Source organism: Sphingobium scionense, from assembly GCF_014197035.1.
Classification (GTDB): domain Bacteria; phylum Pseudomonadota; class Alphaproteobacteria; order Sphingomonadales; family Sphingomonadaceae; genus Sphingobium; species Sphingobium scionense.
Genome location: NZ_JACIEU010000004.1, coordinates 142,179 through 166,601 on the forward strand (window position 1 = coordinate 142,179; position 24,423 = coordinate 166,601).

General features: G+C 64.3%; 25 protein-coding genes. 17 read left to right on the forward strand and 8 right to left on the reverse strand.

What is annotated here, in order from left to right:
* Window positions 1-136 precede the first annotated feature (136 nt).
* Genes GGQ90_RS05735 through GGQ90_RS05800 form a run of 14 tightly spaced genes read left to right on the forward strand, consistent with a single transcriptional unit; the run spans window position 137 to window position 15,343 of the window.
* On the forward strand, window positions 137-1,384 hold the full coding sequence (locus GGQ90_RS05735; RefSeq protein WP_223178109.1) for a hypothetical protein: 1,248 nt from the start codon (window positions 137-139) through the stop codon (window positions 1,382-1,384).
* 19 nt (window positions 1,385-1,403) lie between these two features.
* Window positions 1,404-2,252 carry a polysaccharide biosynthesis/export family protein gene (locus tag GGQ90_RS05740; protein ID WP_188081249.1) on the forward strand — a complete coding sequence of 283 codons (849 nt, stop codon included), beginning with the start codon at window positions 1,404-1,406 and terminating at the stop codon, window positions 2,250-2,252.
* Window positions 2,249-3,673: an ATP-binding protein gene (locus GGQ90_RS05745; RefSeq protein ID WP_223178110.1), complete on the forward strand. Its 1,425-nt coding sequence runs from the start codon at window positions 2,249-2,251 to the stop codon at window positions 3,671-3,673. Before GGQ90_RS05740 ends, GGQ90_RS05745 begins: the two co-directional genes overlap by 4 nt.
* Window positions 3,670-5,025, forward strand: coding sequence for a GumC family protein (locus GGQ90_RS05750; protein ID WP_188081250.1), 1,356 nt, complete (start codon window positions 3,670-3,672; stop codon window positions 5,023-5,025). Before GGQ90_RS05745 ends, GGQ90_RS05750 begins: the two co-directional genes overlap by 4 nt.
* A complete protein-coding gene (locus GGQ90_RS05755; protein WP_188081251.1) occupies window positions 5,022-5,927 on the forward strand; it encodes a P-loop NTPase family protein in 906 nt (301 codons plus the stop codon). Before GGQ90_RS05750 ends, GGQ90_RS05755 begins: the two co-directional genes overlap by 4 nt.
* Window positions 5,924-6,730, forward strand: a complete 807-nt coding sequence (locus GGQ90_RS05760) for a WecB/TagA/CpsF family glycosyltransferase (protein WP_188081252.1) — start codon at window positions 5,924-5,926, stop codon at window positions 6,728-6,730. The genes GGQ90_RS05755 and GGQ90_RS05760 overlap by 4 nt, the downstream gene beginning before the upstream one ends.
* Window positions 6,723-7,997, forward strand: a complete 1,275-nt coding sequence (locus GGQ90_RS05765; RefSeq protein WP_188081253.1) for a polysaccharide biosynthesis protein — start codon at window positions 6,723-6,725, stop codon at window positions 7,995-7,997. The genes GGQ90_RS05760 and GGQ90_RS05765 overlap by 8 nt, the downstream gene beginning before the upstream one ends.
* A gap of 3 nt (window positions 7,998-8,000) precedes the next feature.
* Window positions 8,001-9,383 carry an O-antigen ligase family protein gene (locus GGQ90_RS05770; RefSeq protein WP_188081254.1) on the forward strand — a complete coding sequence of 461 codons (1,383 nt, stop codon included), beginning with the start codon at window positions 8,001-8,003 and terminating at the stop codon, window positions 9,381-9,383.
* Window positions 9,376-10,305, forward strand: coding sequence for a glycosyltransferase family 2 protein (locus GGQ90_RS05775; protein WP_188081255.1), 930 nt, complete (start codon window positions 9,376-9,378; stop codon window positions 10,303-10,305). Before GGQ90_RS05770 ends, GGQ90_RS05775 begins: the two co-directional genes overlap by 8 nt.
* Window positions 10,302-11,243 (forward strand): glycosyltransferase family 2 protein, encoded by a 942-nt coding sequence (locus tag GGQ90_RS05780; RefSeq protein WP_188081256.1) that lies wholly within the window; start codon window positions 10,302-10,304, stop codon window positions 11,241-11,243. Before GGQ90_RS05775 ends, GGQ90_RS05780 begins: the two co-directional genes overlap by 4 nt.
* Window positions 11,243-12,208, forward strand: coding sequence for a glycosyltransferase family 2 protein (locus tag GGQ90_RS05785; RefSeq protein ID WP_188081257.1), 966 nt, complete (start codon window positions 11,243-11,245; stop codon window positions 12,206-12,208). The genes GGQ90_RS05780 and GGQ90_RS05785 overlap by 1 nt, the downstream gene beginning before the upstream one ends.
* Window positions 12,205-13,326 (forward strand): endo-1,4-beta-xylanase, encoded by a 1,122-nt coding sequence (locus GGQ90_RS05790; RefSeq protein ID WP_188081258.1) that lies wholly within the window; start codon window positions 12,205-12,207, stop codon window positions 13,324-13,326. Before GGQ90_RS05785 ends, GGQ90_RS05790 begins: the two co-directional genes overlap by 4 nt.
* Window positions 13,323-14,408 carry an acyltransferase family protein gene (locus GGQ90_RS05795; RefSeq protein WP_188081259.1) on the forward strand — a complete coding sequence of 362 codons (1,086 nt, stop codon included), beginning with the start codon at window positions 13,323-13,325 and terminating at the stop codon, window positions 14,406-14,408. The genes GGQ90_RS05790 and GGQ90_RS05795 overlap by 4 nt, the downstream gene beginning before the upstream one ends.
* Window positions 14,405-15,343: a glycosyltransferase family 2 protein gene (locus GGQ90_RS05800; protein WP_246428144.1), complete on the forward strand. Its 939-nt coding sequence runs from the start codon at window positions 14,405-14,407 to the stop codon at window positions 15,341-15,343. The genes GGQ90_RS05795 and GGQ90_RS05800 overlap by 4 nt, the downstream gene beginning before the upstream one ends.
* On the opposite strand, the gene GGQ90_RS05805 is transcribed toward GGQ90_RS05800, so the two are convergent.
* The 4 genes from GGQ90_RS05805 to epsC form a co-directional block, all read right to left on the reverse strand.
* On the reverse strand, window positions 15,328-16,722 hold the full coding sequence (locus tag GGQ90_RS05805) for a family 16 glycosylhydrolase (RefSeq protein WP_425506101.1): 1,395 nt from the start codon (window positions 16,720-16,722) through the stop codon (window positions 15,328-15,330). The genes GGQ90_RS05800 and GGQ90_RS05805 overlap by 16 nt on opposite strands.
* Window positions 16,723-16,836: 114 nt before the next feature.
* Window positions 16,837-18,180, reverse strand: coding sequence for a UDP-glucose dehydrogenase family protein (locus tag GGQ90_RS05810; protein ID WP_188081260.1), 1,344 nt, complete (start codon window positions 18,178-18,180; stop codon window positions 16,837-16,839).
* Window positions 18,181-18,495: 315 nt separating this feature from the next.
* Window positions 18,496-18,843 (reverse strand): DUF2794 domain-containing protein, encoded by a 348-nt coding sequence (locus GGQ90_RS05815; protein WP_188081261.1) that lies wholly within the window; start codon window positions 18,841-18,843, stop codon window positions 18,496-18,498.
* Window positions 18,843-19,559, reverse strand: a complete 717-nt coding sequence (gene epsC / locus GGQ90_RS05820; protein ID WP_188081262.1) for a serine O-acetyltransferase EpsC — start codon at window positions 19,557-19,559, stop codon at window positions 18,843-18,845. The genes GGQ90_RS05815 and epsC overlap by 1 nt, the downstream gene beginning before the upstream one ends.
* 188 nt (window positions 19,560-19,747) lie before the next feature.
* Between epsC and GGQ90_RS05825 the strand changes: the two genes are divergently transcribed.
* Both GGQ90_RS05825 and GGQ90_RS05830 read left to right on the forward strand, forming a co-directional pair.
* On the forward strand, window positions 19,748-20,521 hold the full coding sequence (locus GGQ90_RS05825) for a sulfite exporter TauE/SafE family protein (RefSeq protein WP_188081263.1): 774 nt from the start codon (window positions 19,748-19,750) through the stop codon (window positions 20,519-20,521).
* Between the two features lie 39 nt (window positions 20,522-20,560).
* A complete protein-coding gene (locus GGQ90_RS05830; protein ID WP_188081264.1) occupies window positions 20,561-21,490 on the forward strand; it encodes a hydrogen peroxide-inducible genes activator in 930 nt (309 codons plus the stop codon).
* Window positions 21,491-21,494: 4 nt separating this feature from the next.
* Here GGQ90_RS05830 and GGQ90_RS05835 read toward each other — a convergent pair whose 3' ends face one another.
* The 3 genes from GGQ90_RS05835 to pgsA are packed head-to-tail and all read right to left on the reverse strand — an operon-like array spanning window position 21,495 to window position 22,764.
* A complete protein-coding gene (locus tag GGQ90_RS05835) occupies window positions 21,495-21,938 on the reverse strand; it encodes a molybdenum cofactor biosynthesis protein MoaE (RefSeq protein ID WP_188081265.1) in 444 nt (147 codons plus the stop codon).
* Complete coding sequence (gene moaD / locus GGQ90_RS05840; RefSeq protein WP_188081266.1) at window positions 21,935-22,195, reverse strand: molybdopterin converting factor subunit 1; 261 nt, start codon at window positions 22,193-22,195, stop codon at window positions 21,935-21,937. Before moaD ends, GGQ90_RS05835 begins: the two co-directional genes overlap by 4 nt.
* A gap of 5 nt (window positions 22,196-22,200) precedes the next feature.
* Entirely contained in the window at window positions 22,201-22,764 is a 564-nt protein-coding gene (gene pgsA, locus GGQ90_RS05845) for a CDP-diacylglycerol--glycerol-3-phosphate 3-phosphatidyltransferase (protein WP_004212395.1), read from the reverse strand.
* 131 nt (window positions 22,765-22,895) lie between these two features.
* On the opposite strand from pgsA, the gene GGQ90_RS05850 reads away from it, so the two are divergent.
* Entirely contained in the window at window positions 22,896-24,215 is a 1,320-nt protein-coding gene (locus GGQ90_RS05850; RefSeq protein WP_188081267.1) for an MFS transporter, read from the forward strand.
* Here GGQ90_RS05850 and GGQ90_RS05855 read toward each other — a convergent pair.
* On the reverse strand, window positions 24,212-24,421 hold the full coding sequence (locus GGQ90_RS05855) for a hypothetical protein (protein ID WP_004212393.1): 210 nt from the start codon (window positions 24,419-24,421) through the stop codon (window positions 24,212-24,214). The two genes, GGQ90_RS05850 and GGQ90_RS05855, sit on opposite strands and share 4 nt — an antisense overlap.
* Window positions 24,422-24,423: the final 2 nt, after the last annotated feature.

Genomic DNA, 24,423 nt, shown 5'->3' on the forward strand with positions numbered 1-24,423 from the left:
GCGACCGGCTGTTAACCGCTCCTTTCGTCGATGAAACGAGCCGTTGTTTTGGCGCGACCAGTCGCGTCCGGACCCGTGTGCATTACGTAAAAATACGATTAGCATGCCCCTTGTTGCTGCAATGCAATAAGGATTCATGCGTTTGGATAATACCCTAAACCCGCGTTTGCGGGCGCCCGCCTGTGCGCCCGCAGCAAATGATTTTTCGTGGCCGCATGCGGCAGCCATCGCTGCTCTTGGCGGCGCAATCCTGTTCACCGGCGCGCCCTCAAAAGCGCATGCGCAGGATGACGACAAGCGTATCGACACGCTCGGCCTGCACCTGACGGCCGGGCTTGATCTTCTGTATGACGACAATGTCTATCGCGTCGATGACCGGGTCGAAGACCCCACCGGCGACCTGATCGTCACGCCCTCGATCGAGGCGACCTACGCCCATCCGATCGGCCGGCACGACATCCAGATCCGGGCCAAGGCTGGCTATGATCAGTTTGTGTCGGAGGCCCAGCGCAGCAAGCTGCGACTCGATGCAGAGGCCAGAGCGACGATTCGATTCGGAGCGACTTGCGCCATCACGCCACGCGCCAGCTACCGCCAGCAGCGTGCCGATTATGGCGACATCAACGCTGCGACCGAAAATCTCCAGCGCTACTCGACGCTGGGCGCTGACCTGTCATGCGAACGGCCTGGCTTCTTCCCCGTTGCCGGCTATCAGCATGACACGACGCGCAACGCCGATGATTTCGACTATGCCGACCAGGACAGCGACAGCTTCAAGGTCGGCCTGGGCTATAACAAGCCCAGCTTCGGCACGCTCACCACTTATTATGAGCGGACGGTCAGCGACCGGCGCACGCTGGGCATCAAGAACCGCATCAACGCCTATGGCCTGCGCTTCCAGCGGTCGGTGACGCCGATCACCCAGATCGATGCCGACCTGCAATGGCTTGACGTCAGCAGCGATTCCGCTGCGGTCGGCAGCTATAATGGCATGGGCTGGGATGTGCGGCTGTCGACCAGCATCATCCCGCGCGTGAAGCTGACCGCCTCCACCGCCCGCGACATCATGAATGACAGCCTGATCGCCAGCGGCTTTGCGATCCGGTCCAGCTATCGGATCGAGGGGGAGTTCGCGATCAGCGAACTGACCTCAGCCGGTCTCTATGCCGACTGGCAGAGGCGCAAGTTCAGACAGGATGCGGCGCTGCGCCCCTTCTCGATCGAGGCGGACCGCAATCGCCAGTTCGGCGCGACGCTCAAGCGCAAGCTGACCGATCGCTTCGACCTCAGCCTCGACGCCCAGCATTACCGCCGCCGTACCGACACCGATGTCTCCAACTATAGCGGCACGCAGGTGACGCTCTCAGCCCTGCTGCGCTTTTGACCCGAAGGGAGCTTGACCCATGAGAATAGCGACACGCTTCCATATCCTTGCCGCCCTCCCCCTGCTGGCGGTGCCGACCGCATTGTCGGCCCAAACCCAAACCGCGCAGGCGCCTGCCGGTGCCGCCGCGGCCGCGGCGGTTGCCGCCACGCCCGCGCGGCCGGCGGCGTCTGCACCCGCCGGCTATCTGCTCGGTCCGGACGATCAGCTGAAGATTTCGATCTTCGGCCAGCCCGACCTGTCGACCGAAACCCGGATCAAGGCCGACGGCACGGTGCTGCTCGCGCTGGTCGGGCCGGTGGATGCGAAGGGCAAGACCACGTCCCAGCTCGCGTCCGACATCGCCGCCAGCTATGCCGGTGGCGGCTATCTGACCAAACCCTCGGTCAGCGTCGAAGTGAGCGACTATGTCAGCCGCTCGGTCACCGTGCTGGGCAATGTGCCCCAGGCCGGCAATTATCCGCTCGACCGCACGTACACGGTGGCGTCGATGCTGGCCAAGGCCGGCGGCGCAACTACCGCCGGCGCCAACGCCGTCATCCTGACCCCCGCCGATGGCAGCGGGGCCGTTCGGATCTCGCTCACCGACATGAGCGCCGGCGCTGGCCGTCCTCTGCAGGCGGGGGACATCCTGTTCGTGCCGCCGTCCGAGAAGGTCTATGTCTATGGTCAAGTGCAGCAGCCCGGCGCCTTTTCCTACGTCGCGGGCCAGACCTTCCGACAGGCGCTTGCGCTGGCCGGCGGCCCCACGCTCGCCGGTTCTACCCGCAGCATCAAGGTGAAGCGCGGAGGACAGGAAGTGCAGGCCAAACTGGACGATCCGGTCCAGCCCGAAGACGTCCTCATGATCCGGGAGAAGCTGTTTTGACCGCGATCGACCATGATTTCGGGACGCCCCGCTCTGCCGGGACGCTCGACTGGCTCTGGTCGCTGCCGCGCCGTCTGGCCGGTGGCACCGCTCGCCCTGCCCGGGCCATCCCCGAGCACGCACCGCTGTTGCTGGAGCAGCCGGTCGCGCCGAGCTTTCATCGCGCGGCAGACCCCGATCCGGTGCCGGACGATGCATCCCGCCCGCTGTCGATGGGCGCGATGGCCACGCCGCTCAAGCCGATCAGCCTGCGCCGGGACTCGATCTACAGCGCCTTCAGCACCGCCATGCCGGTGACCGACCGTCACGGACTGGCGGGTCGCAACACTGAGTTGGAGAAGCTGGTCGAGGCGATCGTGGTGCAGCGCAAACATGCGATCATCTTCGGCACGCGCGGATCGGGCAAGACCTCGCTCGCCCGCGTATTCGGGGATCTGGCGGATGAATCCGGCTGCGTCGCGCTTTACGGTTCAGCCAGCGGCGAAGCGGATTTCGACGCGCTATTCCGCCCCTTTTTGACTGAACTGCCGATGAGCGGCGCGGGTCAGGAACGCGCGCGCAAGCTGGCTGCCAGCCCGCTGGACATCAACGGCCTTGCCACGCTGCTGGTCGAGGAAGTGCGTCAGCGCTCAATCCTGATCCTCGACGAATATGACCGGGTCCGCTCCGATACCGCCAAGCAGGATGTGGCGACGCTGCTCAAGCTGCTGACCGATATCCATTCGCCGGTGCAGGTGGTGCTGGTCGGCATTGCCGGCGATGTCGATGGCCTGATCGCCGCCCATCCCTCGCTCCGCCGCCATATCGCGCCCCAGCGGGTCAGCCCGATCGCCCGCCCCGAGCTGGAACTGCTGCTGGCAAGTTGCGGCGATAAGGCCGGACTGTCGATCACACCCGAAGCCGTCGAGGCCCTCGCCGGCGCAGCTATGGGATCACCCTATCATGCCCGGCTGTTCGGCATGCAGGCGGCGCTTGTTACCGAGGCCGGCGGCCGCGAGCAAGTAACCGCCGGAGATGTAGAACAGGGCCTTGCCAGCGCGCTCTACGACTGGGCGGAAATGAGCAGCGCCAGTCATGGCCTGTTCACTCGTGCCCTGCGCGACAGCGCATCGGGTCGCCGGATGATCGCGCTCGCCGGGATCGTCGCATCGCAGATGTCGGCGATTTCGCTGGAGCGGCTGCTGCGCGTCGGTAGCGACATATTGGGCGAATATCCGGGCATGGAGGCCGATGCCAGCGATGCGCTGGCCCGGTTGGAGCCTGCCCTCACGCCCACGCCGGGCGGCGAATTGTGGATGTTCGAAGATACGCTGGCGCCGCAATTCCTGCTGCTGATGGCCAAGCAGCCCGCGCCGCGCACGGTCGCACCGACGCCGGCAGAGGAAATGCGTGCCATGCTCCGAGGAGTGGACGGACTATGACGATGAACCCCCTGGACCTCGCCGCCGCCGTCAAGGCGCGCTGGCGGGTCGCCGCAATGATCGGCGGCATCCTGTTTCTGCTGATCGCGGTCGCGGCCTTCATGCAGTCGCGCCAATATATGGCGACGACCTCGCTGATGCTGGACCTGTCGCAGACCGACCCGACCGACACGACCCAGAATCAGGGCCGCGTCGAAGTTGATTCGATCCTGGGCACCCAGACCGATATCATCCGCAGTGCCAAGGTGATCAACGCGGTCGCCAAGGAAGCCGGCTTTGTCGACGCCCTGCCTGCCGACATGCCGGCCGATGCCCGGTTGCAGCAGGCTGCCGCGCGCGTGCGCGCTGGACTGCTGGTCACAACTGGCCGCCAGAGCAATGTGCTGCAGATCCAGTATCTTGACCCCGATCCGAAGACCGCTGCGCGCGTGGCCAACCTTGCCGCACAAATCTACATGCGCGAGCAGGTGGAACTGCGCGCCTCGCCGGCGCGCACCTCGGCCAAATGGTTCAACGAACAGACTGCCGACGTCCGTCGTCGTTATGAGGAGGCCCAGAGGCGGCTGTCCGATTTCCAGCGCGCGCATGACATCATCGGCATCAACCGCATGGATCTTGAGGCCGAAAAGCTGAAGAACATGTCCTACCAACTCACCCAGGCGCAGGCCGAAGCGGCGGCGGCGCGCGGCAAGGCCGGCGCTGGTTCGGTGTCGGACATCGAAGGCTCGCTGATCGTCCAGAATTTGCAGGAACAGGTCGCGAGCCAGGCTGCAAAGGTCCAGGAACTGGCCAAGACACTGGGTCCGAACCATCCGACGATGGCCGCCGCATCCGCCCAGCTCTCAGAATTGCAGGCCAAGCTCGGCGCCGCGCGCGCCAGCCAGGCCGGTGCGGTCAGCGCCAACAGCGTAGCCGCCAGTCGCCGGGAAGGCGATCTGAAGTCGAACATGGCCTCGCAGGAAGACCGCATGATCCGCATGTCGGACGTGCAGGACCAGTTGATGGTCATGCAACGCGACGTGGATGCGGCCCGCCAGACCTATGACACGGTGCGTCAGCGCTTCAATGAGGCGGCGCTCAAGAGCCAGATCTCGCAACCCAATGCCAGCCTGCTCGACGAGGCGGCCGTGCCTTTGCTGCCGGCCAAGCCCAACCTGCTGCTCTGGCTGGTGGGCGGCATCGCCCTGGGTCTGGTCGGCGGCATCGCGGCGGTCATCCTGATCGAAATCGCCCAGCCCCGCGTCCGCTCTGCCGCTGGCGTGGCCCGCGCGACCGAGGTCGAAGTCATCACCGAATTGCTGCCCGCCCCTGCACGGGGCGGCTGGCTCCCCAAGCGACAGGAGGCCGCATGAGACTGCGTTCCACGGCTAGTGCCCATCCCCATCTGACCGCCGGCGCCACGACCGGCCTCAAGCCCCGTGCCCGCGACACCAAGGATTTCGCGCAGCTCGCGGTCGAACATGGCTTCCTGGCCGAAACCGACATCGGCCGGATCGAAGCCCATGGCCATGCCGCCGGCCAGCCCTTCCAGCAGGCGGCGATAGACCTCGGCCTGCTTGATCCCGAGACGGCGGGCATCATCCTCGCCATGCAGGGCGGCTTCCCGTTGATGGCGGCCGGCGACCAGCGGGTCGATCCGCTGGTGGTCAGCGCCTTTGACCCGGCAGATGCCTACGCCGCCAAGGTCCGCACCATCCGTGCCAAGATGCGGGCCGTCGCCAAGGATGCCGTTGTGGCGGGCCTGCGCTTTGCCATCCTGTCGATCGACGCAGGGGACGAGGCCGCCATCCTGGCTGCCAATCTTGCCGTCGTGATGGCGCAGATGGACGGCCAGACGATGGCGGTTGATGTCGATATCGATCGCCCCTCACTGGACCGATTGTTCCGCGTAGCGAACAAGGCGGGTCTGGCCGAACAGCTGCTCGGCAGCGCCGCCCTGTTGCCGGCCGCACGCACGGCTGTCGACCGGCTGTGGCTGATGACAGCCGGTCGCGCATCCGGCAGTGCGTCTAGCCTGGTGACGAAGGGGCCGCTGGCTGAAACCGCTGCCGGCTGGGGATTGCACGACACGTCGATGCTCTTCTATCTGGCGCATCGGCGCGGCGAGCAGACGCCGTTCGGTTCCATCCTGGCCGGTTTTGATGCCGTGACCATCGTCGCCCGGCGCGGGGAAACCGCGATCGGCGACATGCGCCGCGTGATCGACGACCTTGACCGCCATGGCGTAGCCATTGCCGGAACGGTGATCGCATGAGCCTGGAACAGGCCATCCCCCGGCAACCGATGCTGCCACCCGTCTCCACGCAGGATCAGGTCGCCCTGGTCGGTGGCATCCCGGTTTCGACTCTTTCGCTCGATGCCCTTATCGACCGCATGCTGGGCGAGGCGCCGTTGCGTCGCGCCCTCGACCAGCATGCCCTGCTGATCTTCGACTGCAACGGTCAGGGCCTGTCGATGAACGCCACGGACAAGGGGTTTCGCGACAATCTGGCCCAGGCGGACCTGATCCATGCCGATGGCCAGATCGTCGTCGCCGCCTCGCGCTGGGTCGGCCAGCCGCCGATCGCCGATCGATCCAGCACCACCGACATGTTCATCGATAGCCTGGTCTCCGCAGCGAAGGCAGGGGTCAGCTACTATCTGCTCGGCGGCGAGGAGAAAGTGAACGCCGCCTGCGCCGATCGAATCGTCGAGATGGCACCGGGCCTCACCGTCGCGGGGCGCCGCAACGGCTTCTGGAAGCCGGAGGACGAGGATGCGGTAATCGACGCGATCAACGCGGCCGCGCCCGACGTCCTCTGGGTCGGCACCGGCAAGCCGCGCGAGCAGGCCTTTTGCGTGCGCAATCGCGACCGGATCAAGGCCGGCTGGATCGTCACCTGCGGCGGCCTGTTCAACTATATCACCGGCGACTATCCGCGCGCGCCCATGTGGATGCAGCGCAATGGCCTGGAATGGCTGCACCGCATGGGTACCCGGCCCAAGGAACTGGCCTGGCGCTATATCACCACCAATCCCCATGCCCTGTGGCTGATCTGGAAGCACCGCCATGGCTGAGGCGCAGGCGGCTTCCGGCCGTACCCAGCGCCTGGGCACCATATTCGGCCGCTTCGGCCTCGCCAGCTTCTCTTCGGCGATCGTCTCGGTCAGCCATCTGCTGGTCCAGCTCTTCTCGATCCACCATCTCGCCACCACCGGCATCGGCGTGCTCGCCTTCCTGCTGGTCATCATCCAGTTCGGCTACAGCCTGTCGAACGCGCTGGTTTCGACGCCCTACACGATCGCCGTCAATCAGGGCGAGGATGTCGATCGCGCGGCGCATGGCTTCTTCTTTCCGGTCAACCTGCTGCTCTCGCTCAGCCAGGGACTAATCTGCGCCGCCATCGCCTGGACCACCGCCTCGCCACAGGCCGCCCTGGTCTTCGGCCTCGCGGGCACATTGTCGCTGATCCGCTGGTTCGGTCGCTCCAACGCCTATGCCCATCATGCGCCGATGCAGGCCGCCCGGTCCGACATCGCCTATGCCGCGACCATCCTCATTGGCCTGCTGGTCGCGATGCGTACCGGCGCGGACCTGACCGGCATCGGCACCATGCTGGTCGCCGCCAGCCTGGCCGGCCTGCTACCCTTCGGCAGTCCCTATCTGCGCCGCCATGTCGCCATGTCGCCGCTCGCCGCCCTGCGCGCCTATCGCCCGGTGTGGAAGGAACAGTCGGCCTGGACCCTGGTCGGCGTACTGTCGACCGAGGCGACGTCGAACGCCCACAGCTATGCCGTGACCCTGCTCGCCGGCCCCACCGCCTTCGCACCGATCGCCGTCGGCATGCTGTTCTTTCGTCCGGTCAATGTCTGCATCACAGCCCTCACCCAGTTGGAGCGCCCGCGCATGACCCGCGCTGTGGCACGCGGCGATCATCAGGGCGCGATTCAGTCGGAACGCATCTTCATGGGCGCCCTTGTCTTCCTGTGGCTCGGCACCTGCGTCGTCGCGGCCGCCGCGCTCTATTTCTTCCCCGGCCTGATCCTCAAGCCCACGCTCGACCATGAGCTGGTCATCACCGCCGTCGCGCTTTGCGCGCTGCTCTCGCTGGTCCAGTGCGTGCAGACACCGATGAGCGTCATGACCCAGGCACGCAAGGCGTTCCGTCCGCTCGCGGCGCAGAGCCTGCGCAGCTGCGGCATCGGCGTGGCGGCCGTCACCTTGCTGACGCTGCTGGTCGCGCCCGTCTTCTCCATCGCCGGCGTCGTCCTGTCGCAGCTGGTCATGATGCTCGGCATCTGGCAGCTCGACCGTAGCTGGCGCCGCAGCCAGGCGGAGGGCTGAGCGATGGCAAGCACGCCCTGGCATCGTGATGTCCCCACGCCACGCCTCGCCCGGCCGGGCGAGGCGGCCGCCAAGAAGACCGAAAGCGCCCGGCTGATCCTGGTCGCGCAAATCTTCTATTTCACCTTCCTGATGCTCGTCTTTATCGGCCAGCAGCCCTTCGCCTCGCGGACCCAGGACGAGCTGGTCGCCATGGCGCAGGAAAATAGCGGGTCGGATCTGTTCAAGCAGGCACTGTTCATCGGCTTTGCCCTGCTGCTGACCGGCGTGCAGCTGATCCGCCGCTACCCGCCGCGTTATCGCTTCACCCTGTGGCCGCTGGCGATCATGCTCGGCTGGTTCTTCCTTACCTGCAGCTGGGGCGTTGATCCCTTCGTATCGTTCAAGCGGGCGATGCAGCAGCTGATCGTGATCTACATCACCTTCAGCGCGCTCAGTCTGATCGGTCCCGAAAGGCTGCTCCAGGCGTTGCGCTACGCGCTCATTCTGTCGCTCGTCATCTGCTGGGTCTCGCTGCCGCTGACGTCGGCGGCGGTCCATCCGCCGACCGAGAGCGACAAAGCGCTGATCGGTGCCTGGCGCGGCTTTTTCTTCCACAAGAATATTGCCGGCGCGGTCATGGCATTGACCTTCATGGTCGCGGCCAATGCCTGGGTCGATACCAAGAAATGGTATTACGCCCTCTTCTCGGTGATGGCCTTCGTCTTCGTGATCGGCACCAAGAGTAAGACCTCGCTGGCCCTGTCCTTCGCCATCCTGGGCGTCTGCGCCGTCTATCGCGCGCTGAGCGATTCCACCCAGAAACGGGCGGTGCTGCTGATCATGGTTGCGCTCGGCATGGTCGGCGTGCTGTGGCTCTATGTCGCCTTCCAGCCGGTGGTGGAGCGGATCTTCGCCGACCCCACCTCCTTCACCGGTCGCGTGTCCATCTGGGAAGTCGACCTCGCCTATCTCAAGGACCACCCCTTCCTGGGCGCGGGTTTCGGCGGCTTCTGGCAGGTCGGTGACCGCAGTCCCTCGCTCGATTATCTCAACCAGGCGTTCCAGACGCTGACCGCCCATTCGCACAATGGCTATCTGGAAATCCTTGTGACGACCGGACCGCTGGGCCTCGTCATGCTGCTGCTCACCTTCCTCGCCCTGCCCGCCATCTGGTTCCTGACCGGGGCCACGCCGCAGAACCGGCCGATCATGGTGCCCTGCTTCGCGATCTGGGTCTTCGTCCTCTACCAGAATCTGCTGGAAACCTCCTTCTTCGACAAGGATCGGCAGGTCTGGGTGATCTTCCTGGCGGCCATCGCCGCCGCCCACGCCACCTACAAGGCGCGCCCGCTTCCCCAGTGGCGCCGCCGCTTCCTCGCCCGCCCGGAGGCTTCCCATGGCTAATGTCGTCATCTGCATCGCGACCTGTAACCGGCCACAGGGGCTGCGCCGCACCCTGGCCTCGCTCGCCGCGCTCGAAACCCGGCACCGGATCGAAGTTCTGGTGGCCGACAATGACGCCCGGGACCAGCAGGGGCTGGCCGTGGTGGAGGCACTGGCGACATCCGGCTATCGCTGGCCGATCGAGGCATTGCTGGTCCGCGAACGCGGCATCCCTCTGGTCCGCAATGCCCTGGTCGGGGCGGCTCTCGCCCGGCCCGGCGTCACCCATGCGGCGATGATGGACGATGACGAAGCGGCCTGCCCCGGCTGGATCGACGCGCTGGTGACGGCCGCCGACCGCTGGGACGCCGATGTCGTCGGCGGCGCGGTGCTGCGCGAGATGGACAGTCCGCTGCCGGCCTGGGCATCGCGCCATCCCCTGCTCCAGCCCAAGCGGCGGGACAAGTCAGGCCCTGTTCCGCTGATCGACAGCACCGCCAACGTCCTGATATCCGCCAATGCGCTGCGCCGCATCGGCGCCCGCCCGTTCGACGAGCGCATGGCGCTGACCGGCGGGTCAGACAAGCAGCTCTTCACCCGGATGCAGCGCGCCGGTTTCCGCTTCGCCTGGTCGGAGGAAGCGCTGGTCACCGAACTGATCCCGGCCAGTCGCGTCACCGCCAAATGGCTGCTGATGCGTGGCTATCGCGTCGGCATGACCGACATGATCGTCGCCCGCGCCCATGGCGGCGCCCTTCGTGCGGCGCTGAGCGAAAGCCCCCGCATCGCCGTCGGATTCCTGGTCGGCGCGGTCGGCCCCCTCACCACATTGGACCGCGGCAAGCGGGTGGAGCGCCTCGGCAAGCTCTATCGCGCCGCGGGCAAGATCGCCGGCCTCACCGGCATCCATTATGAAGAATATCGAAAGGTCCATGGCGCATGACCAATATTCCCTTCTTTTCCGTCGTCATCCCGCTCTACAACCGCGCCGACGTGGTCACCGACACGATCCGGTCGGTACTGGCGCAGGACTGGACCAATTTCGAGATCGTCGTGGTCGATGACGGCTCCCATGACAATCCCGGCCCGGTGATCGAGGCGATCGGCGACCCGCGCCTGCGCTATATCCGCCAGGACAATGCCGGCGGCGGCGCGGCACGCAATCGCGGGATTCTGGCGGCCGAGGGTCGCTATATCGCCTTCCTCGATTCCGATGACCTGTTCCTGCCGGGCAAGTTGTCGACCATGGCGGAAGCGCTGGCCGGAGACGACGGCCGGACCGTTCTCTATTCGCGCATGAAGGTGGACCGGGGCGTCGACCGCTACTGGATCCGCCCCGATCGCGGCATCCGCGAGGGCGAGGATGTCGGCGAATATCTGTTCTGCGCCAATCAGTTCATGCAGACATCGACGATGGTCGTGCCGACCCGGATGGCGCAGCAGGTATTGTTCGACCCGGCGCTCAAGAAGGGGCAGGATCTCGACTTCTGCGTCCGCCTGCAGGGCGCGGGTGCCCGTTTCCGCATGATCGACCGGGCGCTCACCATCTGGCTCGACGCGACCGAGGCTGGCCGCACCTCCTATGTACGTGGCTATGAAACCTCGCTCGACTGGCTCGATCGCTGCGGCCATATGCTGACCAACCGGGCGCGACGCGGCTATCGCGCCACGGTGCTGGCCTATCATATGGCGCCTGTCCGACCGGTCGCGGCCATTCGCGACCTGGCCATCGGCCTGACCGCCGGCGGCGTGCCGCCCCGGGTGATCGCGCGCCAGCTACTGCGTTCCTACATGCCCAAGTCGCTCTATCGTTCGCTCGTCAACGGCTTCGTCCTGCGCTTCGGCAAGGCCGATGCCCTCAGTAGCGGCGCCCGCTCGTGATGTCGGCCTGGCAACCTCCGTCGGCGCTACAGGAACAGGCCGCCTCACCGCTCTTTTCCGTGGTCATCCCGACCTATCAGCGCCGCGAGAAGGTTGTCGCGGCGGTGCTGTCCGCGCTCGACCAGACGGTTTCGCTGATCGAGGTCATCGTCGTGATCGACGGGTCCACCGACGACACCGAACAGGCCTTGCTAGAGATTGACGACCCGCGCCTGCGCGTCATCGTCCAGCCAAATCGCGGTGCATCGGCCGCACGTAACGCCGGCATTGCGCAGGCAAAGGGGCGCTATATCGCCTTCCTCGACTGTGATGACCGCTTCCTGCCGCATCACCTTGCCGACCTGCTGCCCCTGCTGCAACAGGACGAGAATGTGGTCGCCTATGGCCAGGTGCTGGTCGATCGCGGCGAGGGGCGCAATTTCCTCAAACCCCCGCGCGCCATCGCGACCGGCGAGACGATCGACCGCTATCTCATGTGCGATCGCGGTTTCATCCAGACCAGCAGCCTGGCGCTCAGTCGCGGCCTCGCCGACAAGGTCCGCTATCGCGAGGATGTGAAGTTCGGCGACGATACCGACTTTGCCGTTCGCCTGGCGCTGGCCGGCGGCCAGTTCAAGATGACCCCCCGGCCCGGCACGATCTGGGCCGACCGCGACGCCGAACATCGATTGTCGGCGGTTCGCGGCAGCGTCGGCAGTCTCATCTGGCTGCGCGACCTGCGCCCCCACATCTCCGCCCGTGCCTTTTCCGCCTATATGGGCTGGCATGCGGCCAAGAGCATCTGGCCGACCAGCCGGTTTCAGGCGATGCGCTATTATCTCGGCGCGGTGCTGCGTGGTGCCTTTGGTCCGCGTCTGGCGGCTACCGTGCTGATGCAGATCATCCTGCCCGACCCCATCTATCGCCGGATTTCCGACCGATGGATCGACATGGCCCAGATGGTGGGCGGGAGGCCGCGCCTGTGAAGCGTCGCGAATTTCTGGCCGGCGGCATGGCGCTGGCGGCAACCCTGCCTGCTGGTGTCGCGGCCGCCGCGATGCCGCCGGGGCTCGCCACCCATGCCCGTGCCAAGGGCCGCTATTTCGGCGCGGCGGTCAAGTCGCGCCAGTTGCGCGAGGATACCGGCTTTACCCAGGCGGTGGCGCAGGAATGCAATATCCTGGTGCAGGAATATGAGCTGAAGCGCGGCACGACCGAGCCCAAGCCGGGCCAATATGATTTCAGCGGTGCCGACCAGATCATCGATTTCGCCCGGAAGCATGACATGCGCGCGCGCGGCCATGCCCTGGTCTGGTATGCCGCCCAGCCCAAATGGCTGGAACCCGCACTGCAGGCCGCCAGCGATCGCGGCCGCCAGAAACTGATGACCAGCTATATCACCACCGCCATGCCCCGTTATGCCGGCCGCATCCAGGAATGGGACGTGGTGAACGAAGCGCTGGAACCCAATGACGGCCGCGCCGACGGCATGCGCGCCGACAGCATGTGGATGCAGGCGCTGGGCGAGCATTATATCGACATCGCCTTCCACACCGCGCGCGAGACCGATCCCAGGGCGACCCTGTTCCTGACCGATTATGGCATCGAACATGACTCGCCGCGCTGCGAACGGCGCCGAACCGCGATGCTCAAGCTGCTCGACCGGCTGAAGGCGCGTGACGTGCCGATTGACGCGATCGGCATCCAGGGTCATCTCAAACCCTATAAGGAAGGGTTCAACGAGCGCCGCTTCGCCGATTTCCTCGACCAGTTGCGCGGCTATGGCCTGAAGCTGGAGATTACCGAGTTCGACATTGCCGACATTGGCGGACCGCCCAACCCGGCCAAACGTGACAGCGAAGTTGCCAGTGTCGGCCGTGCCTTCATCGATGTCGCGCTGGACAATCCGGCGATGCAGGCCGTGCTCTGCTGGGGTCTGTCGGACCGCTATTCCTGGCTGTCCAACTACAAGGATTATAAATGGCCCGACGGCCAGTTGTCGCGCGGATTGCCGCTGGACGGTTCGCTGCGCCGCAAGCCGCTGTGGGACGCCATCGCCGCCGCCTTCGATGACGCGCCGCCGGCCGGGAGACATGCCGCATGAGAATTTCCTCGCTCACGGGCCTGCGCGGCGTCGCCGCCGTTTCGGTCCTGCTCTACCATATTCCCCACGCACCAGCCTTTCAGGCTTTCGCGATCCCGCTTTTCTCGCGCGCCTATCTGGCGGTCGATCTTTTCTTCATTCTCAGCGGCTTCGTCGTATCCTACGGCTATTATGACCGGCTTATGCACAATCTGGGACGATCCAGCTATATGGACTTCCTGATCAACCGCACGGCCCGCGTCTGGCCGTTGCACCTGATCGTGACGCTGGTGTTCATGGCCCGCATCCTGGTCAATGTGTCGGGGACACAGGCGATCCCGCTCGACCTGCCCAATATCCTCACCAACCTGCTGATGATCCAGAGCTGGGGATGGGGCACGCAACCGATCGCCGGCAACAGCTGGTCGGTCAGCACGGAGGTTGCGGCCTATCTCCTCTACCCGCTGATCGCGATCATGGCCTTTTCTCGCTGGGCCTGGGCGCAACTGGCGCTGTGCGTCGGCATTCTGGTGCTGGTCGCCAGTTCCGGCCGGGGCGCCAGCGGGCCGCTGGATGTCAACGATCATGACACGGTCCTGACGCTGCTGCGCTGCCTTGCCGGCTTTGCGCTGGGCGTCCTGACCTATCGCATCCGCGACATGGCGCTGACCCGCAGCCTGCTCGATGGCCCCGGCCGATTTGCCGCCATATGTGTCATCATCGCTGTCGCCTTGATGCTACCCCGAGCGGCCGACGTGCTGGTCGTATGCCTGATGCCGGCTCTGGTGCTGACCTGCTATTATGATGGTGCCGCCGCCCGCGCGGTGATGGCCAACCCGGTCAGCTATCATCTGGGCCTCATCAGCTATTCCATCTATCTGTGGCATCCGCTGGTGCGCGACATCATGGCCCGTGTCATGGGGACCGCCCATCGCCACGGCTTTGTCGGCCATGATTGGCTCTTCATCGCCGCCATGCTGGTCGCGACCTGGCTGCTTTGCTGGGCCAGCTATCGACTGATAGAGGTGCCGGGCCACAAGTTCATCAAATGGCTGCAGCGCGGTGGACGCCCCCACCCCGCCCCGATGGAGGTGACCGCATGATGCCCCATAACCCAACAATCTGGATCGCCATCCCGACCTACCGTCGACCGGGCCAGTTGCGCCACCTGCTCGAAAGTCTGGCCGCCGTCGTCCAGCATGAGAATGTCCAGTTGCTCGTCGCCGACAATGATCCGGTCGGGCAGGAAGGCGCGATGGTTGCGCACGAGATGCAGGATGACCCCGACTATCCGCTGCCGATCCGTGTCCTGCATGTGCCCGAACCCGGCCTCTGCTCGGTCCGCAACGCGATCGTCGCCACCGCGCTGGCCGATCCGGCGATGCAGTATCTGGCGATGATCGATGATGATGAATGGCCGCAACCTGGTTGGCTCGACGCGCTACTCGCAGTTCGAGAAATGTGCGGTGCCGATGTGGTTGGCGGCCCGGTCGACGCCCATTTCCTGCGGCCGCCTCCCCATTGGGCGCGCGAAGTGCTGGTCTTCCGCGCCGAGGATCGGCCTTCGGGCGCCACCGACATGCTGTGGGCCAGCAACAACCTGCTGCTCAGGCGCAAGGCATTGGAATTGCTGCCCGCGCCCTGGTTCGATCCGCGCTTTAACCAAAGCGGTGGCGAGGATCTGGATTATCTCACACGCCTGCACGATGCCGGGATCAGCTTTGGCTGGGCAGCGGATGCGCGGGTCAGCGAATGGGTTCCGCCCGAACGGGTACGGCTCGGCTGGGTGCTGTCCCGCATGTGGCGGATCGGTTTTACCGAGACGCTAACCCGCCGGAAGCATCGCCCCGGTCTTCCGGGCATGCTTGCGTTGTTCGGCCGGACGCTGGCGGTGTTCGCGATGCGCACCGCCGGCCTCCTCGCGCTGCTGCTACCCGGCGCGCGACGGGTCGACATCGCCGGGCAGTGGTTCAAATGCTGGGGCCGCCTCTACGCCCTGACGGGCCGGGGCAGCCCGACCTATTATGGCGCGGAATAGATTTTGAAACTGCGGATGGTCATGTCGCCGCTGCCATCGTCATAGGCGCCCGTCGTCTTCACCGCGACATTCATCAGCGGATAGAAGCGGAAGCCCTTGAACGGGTTGACCGACTGGTAGGTTTCCTTGCCGTCGACGAACCACGTGATGTAATCGCGCTGAATATCGACCGCGAACTTGTGGAAATCCTGCGAATAGCCCGACAGACCATAGGCCTGCTCGGTCTGGATGACGATGCCGCGCTGGTCATAGCGGGTGCTGTTGGCGCCGACATGGATGGTCTGGCCGACATGACGATCGAAATCCCAATAGCTCTGATAGCCAAAGCCTTCATAGATATCGATTTCCGGCGGCCATCCGCTGGTCGAGATCAGCCAGAAAGCCGGCCAGGAACCGCGCCGGTTGGGCATCTTCGCTTCCCACTCATATTGGCCATAGCCGATCTGCGAGGCGAGGAAGTTGCGGCCGTCCAGGATCGACGCGCCGTAATTATAGGTCACGCCCTGATAGCTGATCGGCGTCTTGAGCACCTGGCTATGCAGCACCAGACCCTTGTTGCTCCAATAGACCGGCCCTTCGATCCCCGGATAGGTGGCGGTGTCGACATAGAGGCCGGTCTCGCCATTGCCGGTCTGCGCCCGGCCATGCGACAGGGTGGTGGCCCAACGGTCCCAGCCGCCGTCGACAGACCGCTTATGGGTGTCCTTGAGCAGTTCGAACTGCAACGTGCCCGAAGCCGCGAAGGTCCGTGCTTCGCGGAAGGTGCCGGTTGCCTTCTCGGTCGCCGCGACATAGGCCTTGGCCGTGACGGTCGCCGTCGACTGCCCCTGCAATGCGCCCCAGGGCGCCTCACGCAGCTTCACGCTGAACTGCTGGCCATCGGTGGCGCTGATGACCGGCACTTCCACCGTCTGTTCCAGCGGATCGCCCGGCCGGAAGATGACGACGGTGTCGACCGTCTTGTAGTTTGTGCCCGACGTGGCCTTCAGCGTACCGGTACCATTCACCGTGGTGATCCGCGCGATCACCGTGTTGGGCGTCGCCCGATCGAGATAGACCGGGACATAGGCCGTGCTGCTGCCCGGCTTGTAGGTGGCGTTGCCGATCCAGAGCGTCGCCTTGCCCGGCAGAACCGTGCCATTGGCGAAGTCGAAGTCGGCAAAGCTGTTGCTGGTGCTGCTGGTCGTCGCCGCGCTGGTCGTCGTCGCACTGCTCACACTGCTGCTGGAGATAGTGACCGAGCCGCTATCGGCCATGCTGGTCGATGAGCTGCTGGTCGTACTGGTCCCGCCCGACAGGATCGTAGCGGCGCCTGCCGCGAAGACAGACGTGATGATGGCTCCGGCTCCGATCATGGAGCCGGTCGATTTGCTGCGCATAATGCAACCCCCGTTTTGGTGTCCCTAAAGGGTCCGCTAGGAGGGTTAACAATTGCTTCCAGGCAACCTCGCCTCGTCGCAAATCAGCCATTTTTGCGACGAGGCGAGGAACTTTTACTCGGCGGCTTCAACCAGAATTTCAGGCTCCGGCGCCAGACCGCGACCAACGCTGTCATAGATAAATCCTGCCGCTTCAGCGACTTCTGGCCGATAGATGTTACGCAGGTCAACCAGACCATTGCCGGCCATCACGCCGCGCAGGCGCGGCAGGTCGAGCGCGCGCAGCGCATCCCATTCGGTGACCAGAACGACGGCCGATGCCCCCTGTGCCGCCGCATAGGGATCATGGAAAAATTCCACATTCTGCAGCAGCGGCTGGGCCGTCTCGATCCCTTCGGGATCGAAGGCACGGATTTGCGCCCCGCCATCCTGCAGCGCCTGGATGATCGACAGCGACGGCGCATCGCGCATGTCGTCGGTATTGGGCTTGAAGGTCAGGCCCAGCACGGCGATCGTCTTGCCGCGCACCGAACCATTGCACACGCCGATCACCTTACGCGCCATCGCCCGCTTGCGACTTTCGTTGATTGCGACCGTCGTCTCGATCAGGCGGATAGGCGCGCCGGCATCCTCTGCCGTCTTCACCAGAGCCAGCGTATCCTTGGGGAAGCAGGAGCCACCATAGCCGGGACCGGCATGCAGGAATTTTGAACCAATTCGGTTATCAAGTCCGATGCCGCGTGCCACCTGCTGCACATCCGCACCGACCCGCTCGCACAGTTCGGCCATCTCGTTAATATAGGTGATCTTCATTGCCAGGAAGGCGTTGGCGGCATATTTGATCAGTTCGCTGGTGCGACGACCGGTGAACAGCAGTGGCGCCTGATTGAGATAAAGGGGGCGATACACCTCGTCCATAACCGGACGTGCGCGCTCGTCCTCAATACCGACGACGATGCGATCCGGGCGCTTGAAATCCTCGATCGCGGCGCCTTCACGCAGGAATTCCGGGTTGGAGGCCACTGCGAACTGGGCGTCGGGATTGGTTTCGCGAATGATCCGCTCGACCTCGTCGCCAGTGCCGACCGGCACCGTCGACTTCGTAACCACAACGGTAAAACCCTTGAGCGCCCCAGCGATCTCACGCGCGGCATCATAGACATAGCTGAGATCGGCATGACCATCACCGCGACGCGCCGGCGTACCCACCGCAATGAAGACCACATCCGCATCCGCCACCGAAGCAGCCAGATCGGTGGTGAAGCTCAACCGGCCGGCCTTAACGTTACGCGCGATCAGATCACCAAGTCCTGGCTCATAGATCGGCACGCCACCTTCGCGCAATTTGGCGATCTTGCGCTCATCCTTGTCGACGCAGATGATTTCGTGTCCGAAATCCGCGAGGCAAGCGCCCGATACCAGACCAACATAACCCGATCCGGTCATCACGATCCGCATGACAATACTCCTTGTCCAATTTGCATAGCCGTTCGGCAATCCTTCCGGACCGGACCTTCCATCCAGACAAGGCACGACAAAGCGCTCCGGAAAAGCCGGATACTTACATCTCGCCCTGACAAAAATCGAAGCCCCAGCCCTTGGCCAATCGCCGCGTCTGTGGAACCAGCCACCTGTTGACGCGATGCAGCATAAGCCGGGTCAGGAAGCTGTTGCAACGCAGCTTGGCGCTGCGCCAGCACATGTGGACGCAGGCCGAATGGAAAATGCGCCGAACTGCCGAAGAGGGCGGGCGCAATTAACCGGATCGGCGGATCAATCCTCGATGATGCGCATCAATTTGCGTTCGACGGGCGCCAATATGCCCTGCAACTCCTGCCCGCGCTTGAGCACATGACCCGCTTCGCCCACCAGCGCCCACATGCCCTGGCGGTTACGCAACGCCGGCCGTTTCTCGATCCGATATTCAGGACGCTCCGCAGAACGCCGGAAAGCGGAGAAAATCGCCGCCTCGCGCCCCATATCCATGGCATAATCGCGCCAGTGACCGGCGGCCACCATGCGCCCGTACAGATCCATGATCCGCTGCAGTTCCAACCGGTCAAACCCGACCTGCCCCTGTTGCTGGCCGTTGGGTGCTGGGAACGGCGTCACATTGGACATCAGGCCCGGCCACGCTCCTTGAACAGGGCGACGTCGTCCCCAGGCAGTTCGGGCGCCTGCTTCTGCGCCAGCAACTCGGCCAGGCGCTTCTGCAACTGCTCCACTTCGCACTGCAGCAATTCCAGCTTCTGCTTTTCCGGATCGAAGCAGTCCGAGCAGGGTGTGCCATAAGGCAGGAAGTCGCGTTGATAGGCGGTGACATCGACCAGCATCGCACGCGCGGGAATGCCGACCATGGTGGCCGCTTCCGCCACATCCTTGGTGACGACGGCATTGGCGCCGACACGGGCACGGGCACCGACGCGCACCGGCCCCAGAACCTGCGCGCCCGACCCCACGATCACGCCATTTTCCAGCGTCGGATGGCGCTTGCCAGCGATGCCATTGGCGGGGTCCGTGCCGCCCAGCGTGACATTCTGATAAAGGGTAACGTCGTCGCCGATTTCCGCCGTCTCGCCGATCACGGTGAAACCATGGTCGATGAAGAAGCGCTTGCCGATCTTGGCGCCTGGATGGATGTCATTGCCGGTCAGGAAACGAGACAGGTGATTGACCGCCCGCGCCAGGAAATAAAGCCGCGCCCGATAGAGGCGATGCGCCAGACGGTGGAAGGCCAGCGACCAGACGCCGGGATAGAGCAGGATTTCCGCCCGCGATCGTGGCGCCGGATCGCGTGACTTGACCGAATCCAGATAGGCAATGAGATTAGCCAGCATCAAAACGTCCCTGAACGGACAGGCTCGATCAGCATGTCCCTTTATCCTGTCGCCAGCAAACATAGCGATAAGACGGCAATTTTTCCAGAGCGGGTGCTATTTCGTCTTCCGGGCGCAAAACAGAAACTTGCTTGGCCCGCCGAGATATACCAATCATTGCGGTAGACAATTCGAACAAGGGCTAACGGATGATCGATACTCTCGTCGCCAATTTCGGCGAAATACTCCCCTTCATCCTGATCGGCTTTGGCGCGCAAATCATCGATGGCGCACTCGGCATGGCCTATGGCGTCATTTCCAGCACCCTGCTGCTCGCCATGGGCGTGCCTCCCAGCCGCGCCTCCGCCAGCGTCCACGCCGCCGAAACCTTCACCACCGGCGTGTCGGCGATCAGCCATATCCTGCATCGCAATGTCGACTGGAGCCTGTTTGCCCGCCTGGTCATTCCCGGTGTGATCGGCGGCGTGGCCGGCGCCTATCTCCTTTCCAATATTGACGGCGCGATCATCAAGCCGTTCGTCCAATTCTATCTGGCGGCGATCGGCATTTACCTGATCTGGCGCGGCTTCCATTTCCCGCCGCACAGCAAGAGCCCCAAATGGGTGGCACCGCTCGGCCTGGTAGGCGGCTTCATGGATGCGTCTGGCGGCGGCGGCTGGGGACCGGTTGTGACGTCCAACCTGCTGATCCAGGGATCGAGCCCGCGCCACACCATCGGCACCGTCAACAGCGTCGAATTCATCCTGACCCTGTCGATCAGCCTGACCTTCCTGTTCCACCTGGGCTGGGAAAGTTTCACCACCTACACGATCGGCCTGCTGATCGGTGGCGTGGTGGCCGCCCCCTTCGGCGCCATGCTGGCCCGCCATGTCGCGCCTAAAGTGCTGTTCGTGGCCGTCGGCATCATCCTGAGCCTGACATCGGCCTTCGGCATCGCCAAATATCTTGGTTATATCGGATAATTCGCTTATATTCGGATTTCTAATTCAGGAATCCGATAAATGTCGAACTACATGCCCACGCTCAAACAGCTGCAATATCTGGTTGCGCTGAAGGAACATGGGCATTTCGGCAAGGCCGCCGACAGTTGCTACGTCACCCAGTCGACGCTGTCGGCCGGCATCCGCGAACTGGAATCGCTGATCGGCGTCACGTTGGTCGAGCGGACGCGGCGCGTGGTGCGCTTCACGGCGCTGGGCGACCGGATCGTGGAAAAGGCGCATCGCGTGCTGCGAGAAGCCGAGGAACTGGCGTCGATCGCCGAAGCGTCCGGCAAGCCGCTGACCGGCGAACTGCGGATGAGCGTCATCCCGACGATCGCGCCCTTCCTGCTTCCGCGCCTGTTGCCCCGCCTGCGTGCGGATCGGCCAGAACTGAAGCTCTACCTGCGCGAGGAAACCACCCAGGCCGCGATCGATTCGCTGCGCCATGGCAATGTCGATTGCGTGCTGATGGCCCTGCCCTATCCGACCGGCGAGCTGGACAGCGAAATCCTGTTCCAGGATCCGCTCTATGTCGCGTTTCCTCGTGACGATCCGACCAATCCGCCCGAATGGATCAAGCCGGAGATGATCGACGAGAATAAGCTGCTGTTGCTGGAAGACGGACATTGCCTGAAGGACCATGCGCTGGCCGCCTGCAATCGCCCCGACCTGCGCGCCAGCGCGACGATGATGGGCACCTCGCTCCACACGCTGATCCAGATGGTCGACAATGGGCTGGGCGTCACCATGCTGCCGGAAATGGCGCTGAACGGCGGCATATTGGAGCATACCAATATCACCGCCCGCCCATTGCAGTCCGATCATGCCTGGCGCGACATCGCGCTGGTCTGGCGCAAGAACAGCCCGCGCGAGAAGGAATTCCATCTGCTTTCAGAGATATTGCGCGACGCGGCGGAGCATCCCGCGATCCGCGCCAACGCCGCCTGAGCGATCAGCGATCCCAGTCCTGCGCCTTGGCCTCGTCCTCGGCGCGGGACGCGACCCAGTTGCCTGCGCCATCGGCATAATGCGCCTTCTTCCAAAAGGGCGCGCGCGATTTCAGCCAGTCGATCAGGAAGGCGCAACTTTCCAGCGCCGCCCCGCGATGCCGCGATGCCGTGCCGACGAAAACGATCCGCTCGCCTGGTATTAGCCGGCCATGGCGATGGATGATCGACAGACCAATCAAGGGCCAACGCGCCATCGCTTCTTGGGCGATCCGTTCGACCTGAATCTGCGTCATCGCCGGATAATGTTCCAACTCCAGCGCCACCAACCCATCCTCGCCGCGCACGATCCCGGTGAAGCTGGCCACGCCACCGCCGCCCAGCGCTTCCAGCGCGGCAAGCTCGGCCGAAATATCGAAATCATCCGTCTGGATGGCAATCCGTTTCATCCACCCGTAACCGGGGGAAACAACGCCAGTTCCCGCGCCGTGCCGATCGCCTGATCGAAACCGACAAATTGCTGGTCCAGCGCCGCGCGCAACCGATCGGGATCGGCCAGCGCCTCGGCATAGCCGCCACCCCGCGCCGCCAGTCGCGTTACCAGTTCGCCTATGGTCTCATCCGGCGACACGAGGTCGACGCGCTCCTCATCGCGGCCAATGGCTTCGCGCACCCAGGCAAAATAGACGAGGGTCACAGCGGCCATGCCGGTCAGTCCATATGCTTGATGCCGACGCGCAGATAATCCCAGCCGGTAATCAGCGTCAGGATCGCGGCGGCCCACAGGGTCAGAATGCCGACGCTCTGCACGAAGGGGAATTGCGGTACGGCACCGGCCAGGATCAAGGCGCCCAACGCGATCAACTGGAAGGTCGTCTTCCACTTGGCCAGACGCGACACCGGGACGGACACCTGCAGACCCGCCAGAAATTCCCGCAGCCCCGACACGGCGATCTCGCGCAGCAGGATGATCATCGCGGCCGCGATATGGATGCCGGCAATGTCGCGCGTCGCGGCCAACATCAGGATGACCGCGCCAACCATGATCTTGTCCGCGATCGGATCAAGGAACACGCCCAGCTTCGACACCGCGCCCTGGGCACGGGCCAGGTAGCCGTCGAAATAATCGGTGATGCCCATCAGGCAATAGAGGCCGAAGGCCAGGCCATAGCCAGTGGTCCAGCGTGCGCCCATTTCGCCGGGCCACAACAGGGCCACCAGCAAGGGCACGGTGATGATGCGCGAAAGCGTCAGCAAATTGGGAAGCGTCAGCATGTCGGCGACCTGCCACAGTCGCGCACCGGGCACAAGCGGAGGCAGCGACAAGTGAACAGGAAAATGGACAGGCCCGCCTGCAGCGGCTAGACCGCCCACCGGTCGTCCACAGCGAAAAGCCAAACGCACTTATGCAAGCCTCACTCAGGCTCCTCAACAAGCGACGTTTTCTGCCGCTTTTCATCACCCAGCTTCTCGGCGCCTTCAACGATAACCTGTTCAAGAACGCCATGGTGCTGTTCGTGGTGTATCAGGTCTATAATGACGAGCGGTCCGAAACCTGGTTCAGCGCGCTGGCCACGGGTATCTTCATCATACCCTTCTTCCTGCTATCCGCCTTGTCCGGCCAATTGGCCGATCAGCGCGACAAGGCAGTCATCATTCGCTGGGTGAAGGCAGCCGAGATCATCATCATGACGGTCGGTGCAACCGGCCTGGCGCTGATCTGGAGCGGCATTGCGGTCCATATCCTGGCCATCCCGCTCCTGCTCGCCGCCCTGTTCGCCATGGGCATCCATTCGACCTTCTTCGGCCCGATCAAATATGCGATCCTGCCCCAGCATCTGCATGATGACGAAGTGCTGGGCGGCACCGGCCTGGTCGAGGCCGGCACCTATATCGCGATTCTGGCCGGCACGATCCTGGCCGGCATCATCCCGATCGAGGCCGCGGCCGTCGGCGTGGTGGTGACCGCCTGCATCGGCTATTTCGCCAGCCGCGCCGTGCCGCCCGCCCCGTCGCTGCTCGCCAAGCAGCCGATCGACTTCCACGTCATCCGGTCCTCGGTCGCGCTGGTGCGGGGCACCATGCACATACCGCGCCTCTATCTGGCGATCATGTCGATCAGCTTCTTCTGGGCGGTGGGATCGGTGCTGTTCATCCAGTTCCCGCCGCTGGTCAAGAATGTCCTGACCGCCGACAAATCGGTCGCCAGCCTGTTCCTGGCGATCTTCTCGATCGGCATCGCCATCGGATCGATCGCGATCAACCGGCTGCTCGCCGGCCATGTCTCGGCCAAATATGCGCCCGCGTCGGTGATCGGCATGGGCTGCTGCATCATCGCTTTCCATGTGGTGTGCGACCTGTGGACGCCGGCACCGGGTGGCCAGATGCTGCCGCTCGCCGGTTTCCTTGCCCATCCTCTGGCGATCCCGCTGTCGCTCTGCCTGCTGGGCGTTGCGACCTTTGGCGGCATGTTCGTGGTGCCGCTCTATGCCTTCCTCACGACCACGGTCGAAAAGTGCGAGGCGGCGCGCACCGTGGCGGCCAACAATATCGTCAATTCCGGCGCCATGGTGGTCGGATCGCTGATCGCGATCGGCCTGACCCTGGCCGGGCTGGAAGTGGTCTATCAGTTGCTGCTGGTGGCGGCGATGTGCCTGCCCTGCGCCTGGCTGGCCTGGCGGCTGCACAAGGCCTGTGACGGCCCTGCCTGCAGCGGCGAGCGTTAGAAAATGAAGCTGTAGAAGGCCGTGAAGAAGGCCGAGAAGCTCAGTACGAACAGCTTCCAGTCATTATCGTCGGACACCGCGACATCGCGGCGGCGGCGCGCCTGCGACGACGCGTCGTCCGTCAGCTGGAAGATATGACGGGGCAGCCGCTGCCGAAAGGGGTGCCGGGCGGCTTCGTTGGTGAGGACGAGGACTCGATTTCTCATAA

Coding starts and splice junctions, on each gene's coding strand:
- GGQ90_RS05830 (WP_188081264.1), top strand. CDS start 20,561: ATGTCGAACTACATGCCCACGCTCAAACAGCTGCAATATCTGGTTGCG.
- GGQ90_RS05835 (WP_188081265.1), bottom strand. CDS start 21,938: ATGAAACGGATTGCCATCCAGACGGATGATTTCGATATTTCGGCCGAG.
- GGQ90_RS05750 (WP_188081250.1), top strand. CDS start 3,670: ATGACGATGAACCCCCTGGACCTCGCCGCCGCCGTCAAGGCGCGCTGG.
- GGQ90_RS05825 (WP_188081263.1), top strand. CDS start 19,748: ATGATCGATACTCTCGTCGCCAATTTCGGCGAAATACTCCCCTTCATC.
- GGQ90_RS05740 (WP_188081249.1), top strand. CDS start 1,404: ATGAGAATAGCGACACGCTTCCATATCCTTGCCGCCCTCCCCCTGCTG.
- moaD (WP_188081266.1), bottom strand. CDS start 22,195: ATGGCCGCTGTGACCCTCGTCTATTTTGCCTGGGTGCGCGAAGCCATT.
- GGQ90_RS05805 (WP_425506101.1), bottom strand. CDS start 16,722: ATGCGCAGCAAATCGACCGGCTCCATGATCGGAGCCGGAGCCATCATC.
- GGQ90_RS05770 (WP_188081254.1), top strand. CDS start 8,001: ATGGCAAGCACGCCCTGGCATCGTGATGTCCCCACGCCACGCCTCGCC.
- epsC (WP_188081262.1), bottom strand. CDS start 19,559: ATGCTGGCTAATCTCATTGCCTATCTGGATTCGGTCAAGTCACGCGAT.
- GGQ90_RS05785 (WP_188081257.1), top strand. CDS start 11,243: ATGTCGGCCTGGCAACCTCCGTCGGCGCTACAGGAACAGGCCGCCTCA.
- GGQ90_RS05765 (WP_188081253.1), top strand. CDS start 6,723: ATGGCTGAGGCGCAGGCGGCTTCCGGCCGTACCCAGCGCCTGGGCACC.
- GGQ90_RS05755 (WP_188081251.1), top strand. CDS start 5,022: ATGAGACTGCGTTCCACGGCTAGTGCCCATCCCCATCTGACCGCCGGC.
- GGQ90_RS05760 (WP_188081252.1), top strand. CDS start 5,924: ATGAGCCTGGAACAGGCCATCCCCCGGCAACCGATGCTGCCACCCGTC.
- GGQ90_RS05735 (WP_223178109.1), top strand. CDS start 137: ATGCGTTTGGATAATACCCTAAACCCGCGTTTGCGGGCGCCCGCCTGT.
- GGQ90_RS05855 (WP_004212393.1), bottom strand. CDS start 24,421: ATGAGAAATCGAGTCCTCGTCCTCACCAACGAAGCCGCCCGGCACCCC.
- GGQ90_RS05780 (WP_188081256.1), top strand. CDS start 10,302: ATGACCAATATTCCCTTCTTTTCCGTCGTCATCCCGCTCTACAACCGC.
- GGQ90_RS05795 (WP_188081259.1), top strand. CDS start 13,323: ATGAGAATTTCCTCGCTCACGGGCCTGCGCGGCGTCGCCGCCGTTTCG.
- pgsA (WP_004212395.1), bottom strand. CDS start 22,764: ATGCTGACGCTTCCCAATTTGCTGACGCTTTCGCGCATCATCACCGTG.
- GGQ90_RS05815 (WP_188081261.1), bottom strand. CDS start 18,843: ATGTCCAATGTGACGCCGTTCCCAGCACCCAACGGCCAGCAACAGGGG.
- GGQ90_RS05775 (WP_188081255.1), top strand. CDS start 9,376: ATGGCTAATGTCGTCATCTGCATCGCGACCTGTAACCGGCCACAGGGG.
- GGQ90_RS05810 (WP_188081260.1), bottom strand. CDS start 18,180: ATGCGGATCGTGATGACCGGATCGGGTTATGTTGGTCTGGTATCGGGC.
- GGQ90_RS05850 (WP_188081267.1), top strand. CDS start 22,896: ATGCAAGCCTCACTCAGGCTCCTCAACAAGCGACGTTTTCTGCCGCTT.
- GGQ90_RS05800 (WP_246428144.1), top strand. CDS start 14,405: ATGATGCCCCATAACCCAACAATCTGGATCGCCATCCCGACCTACCGT.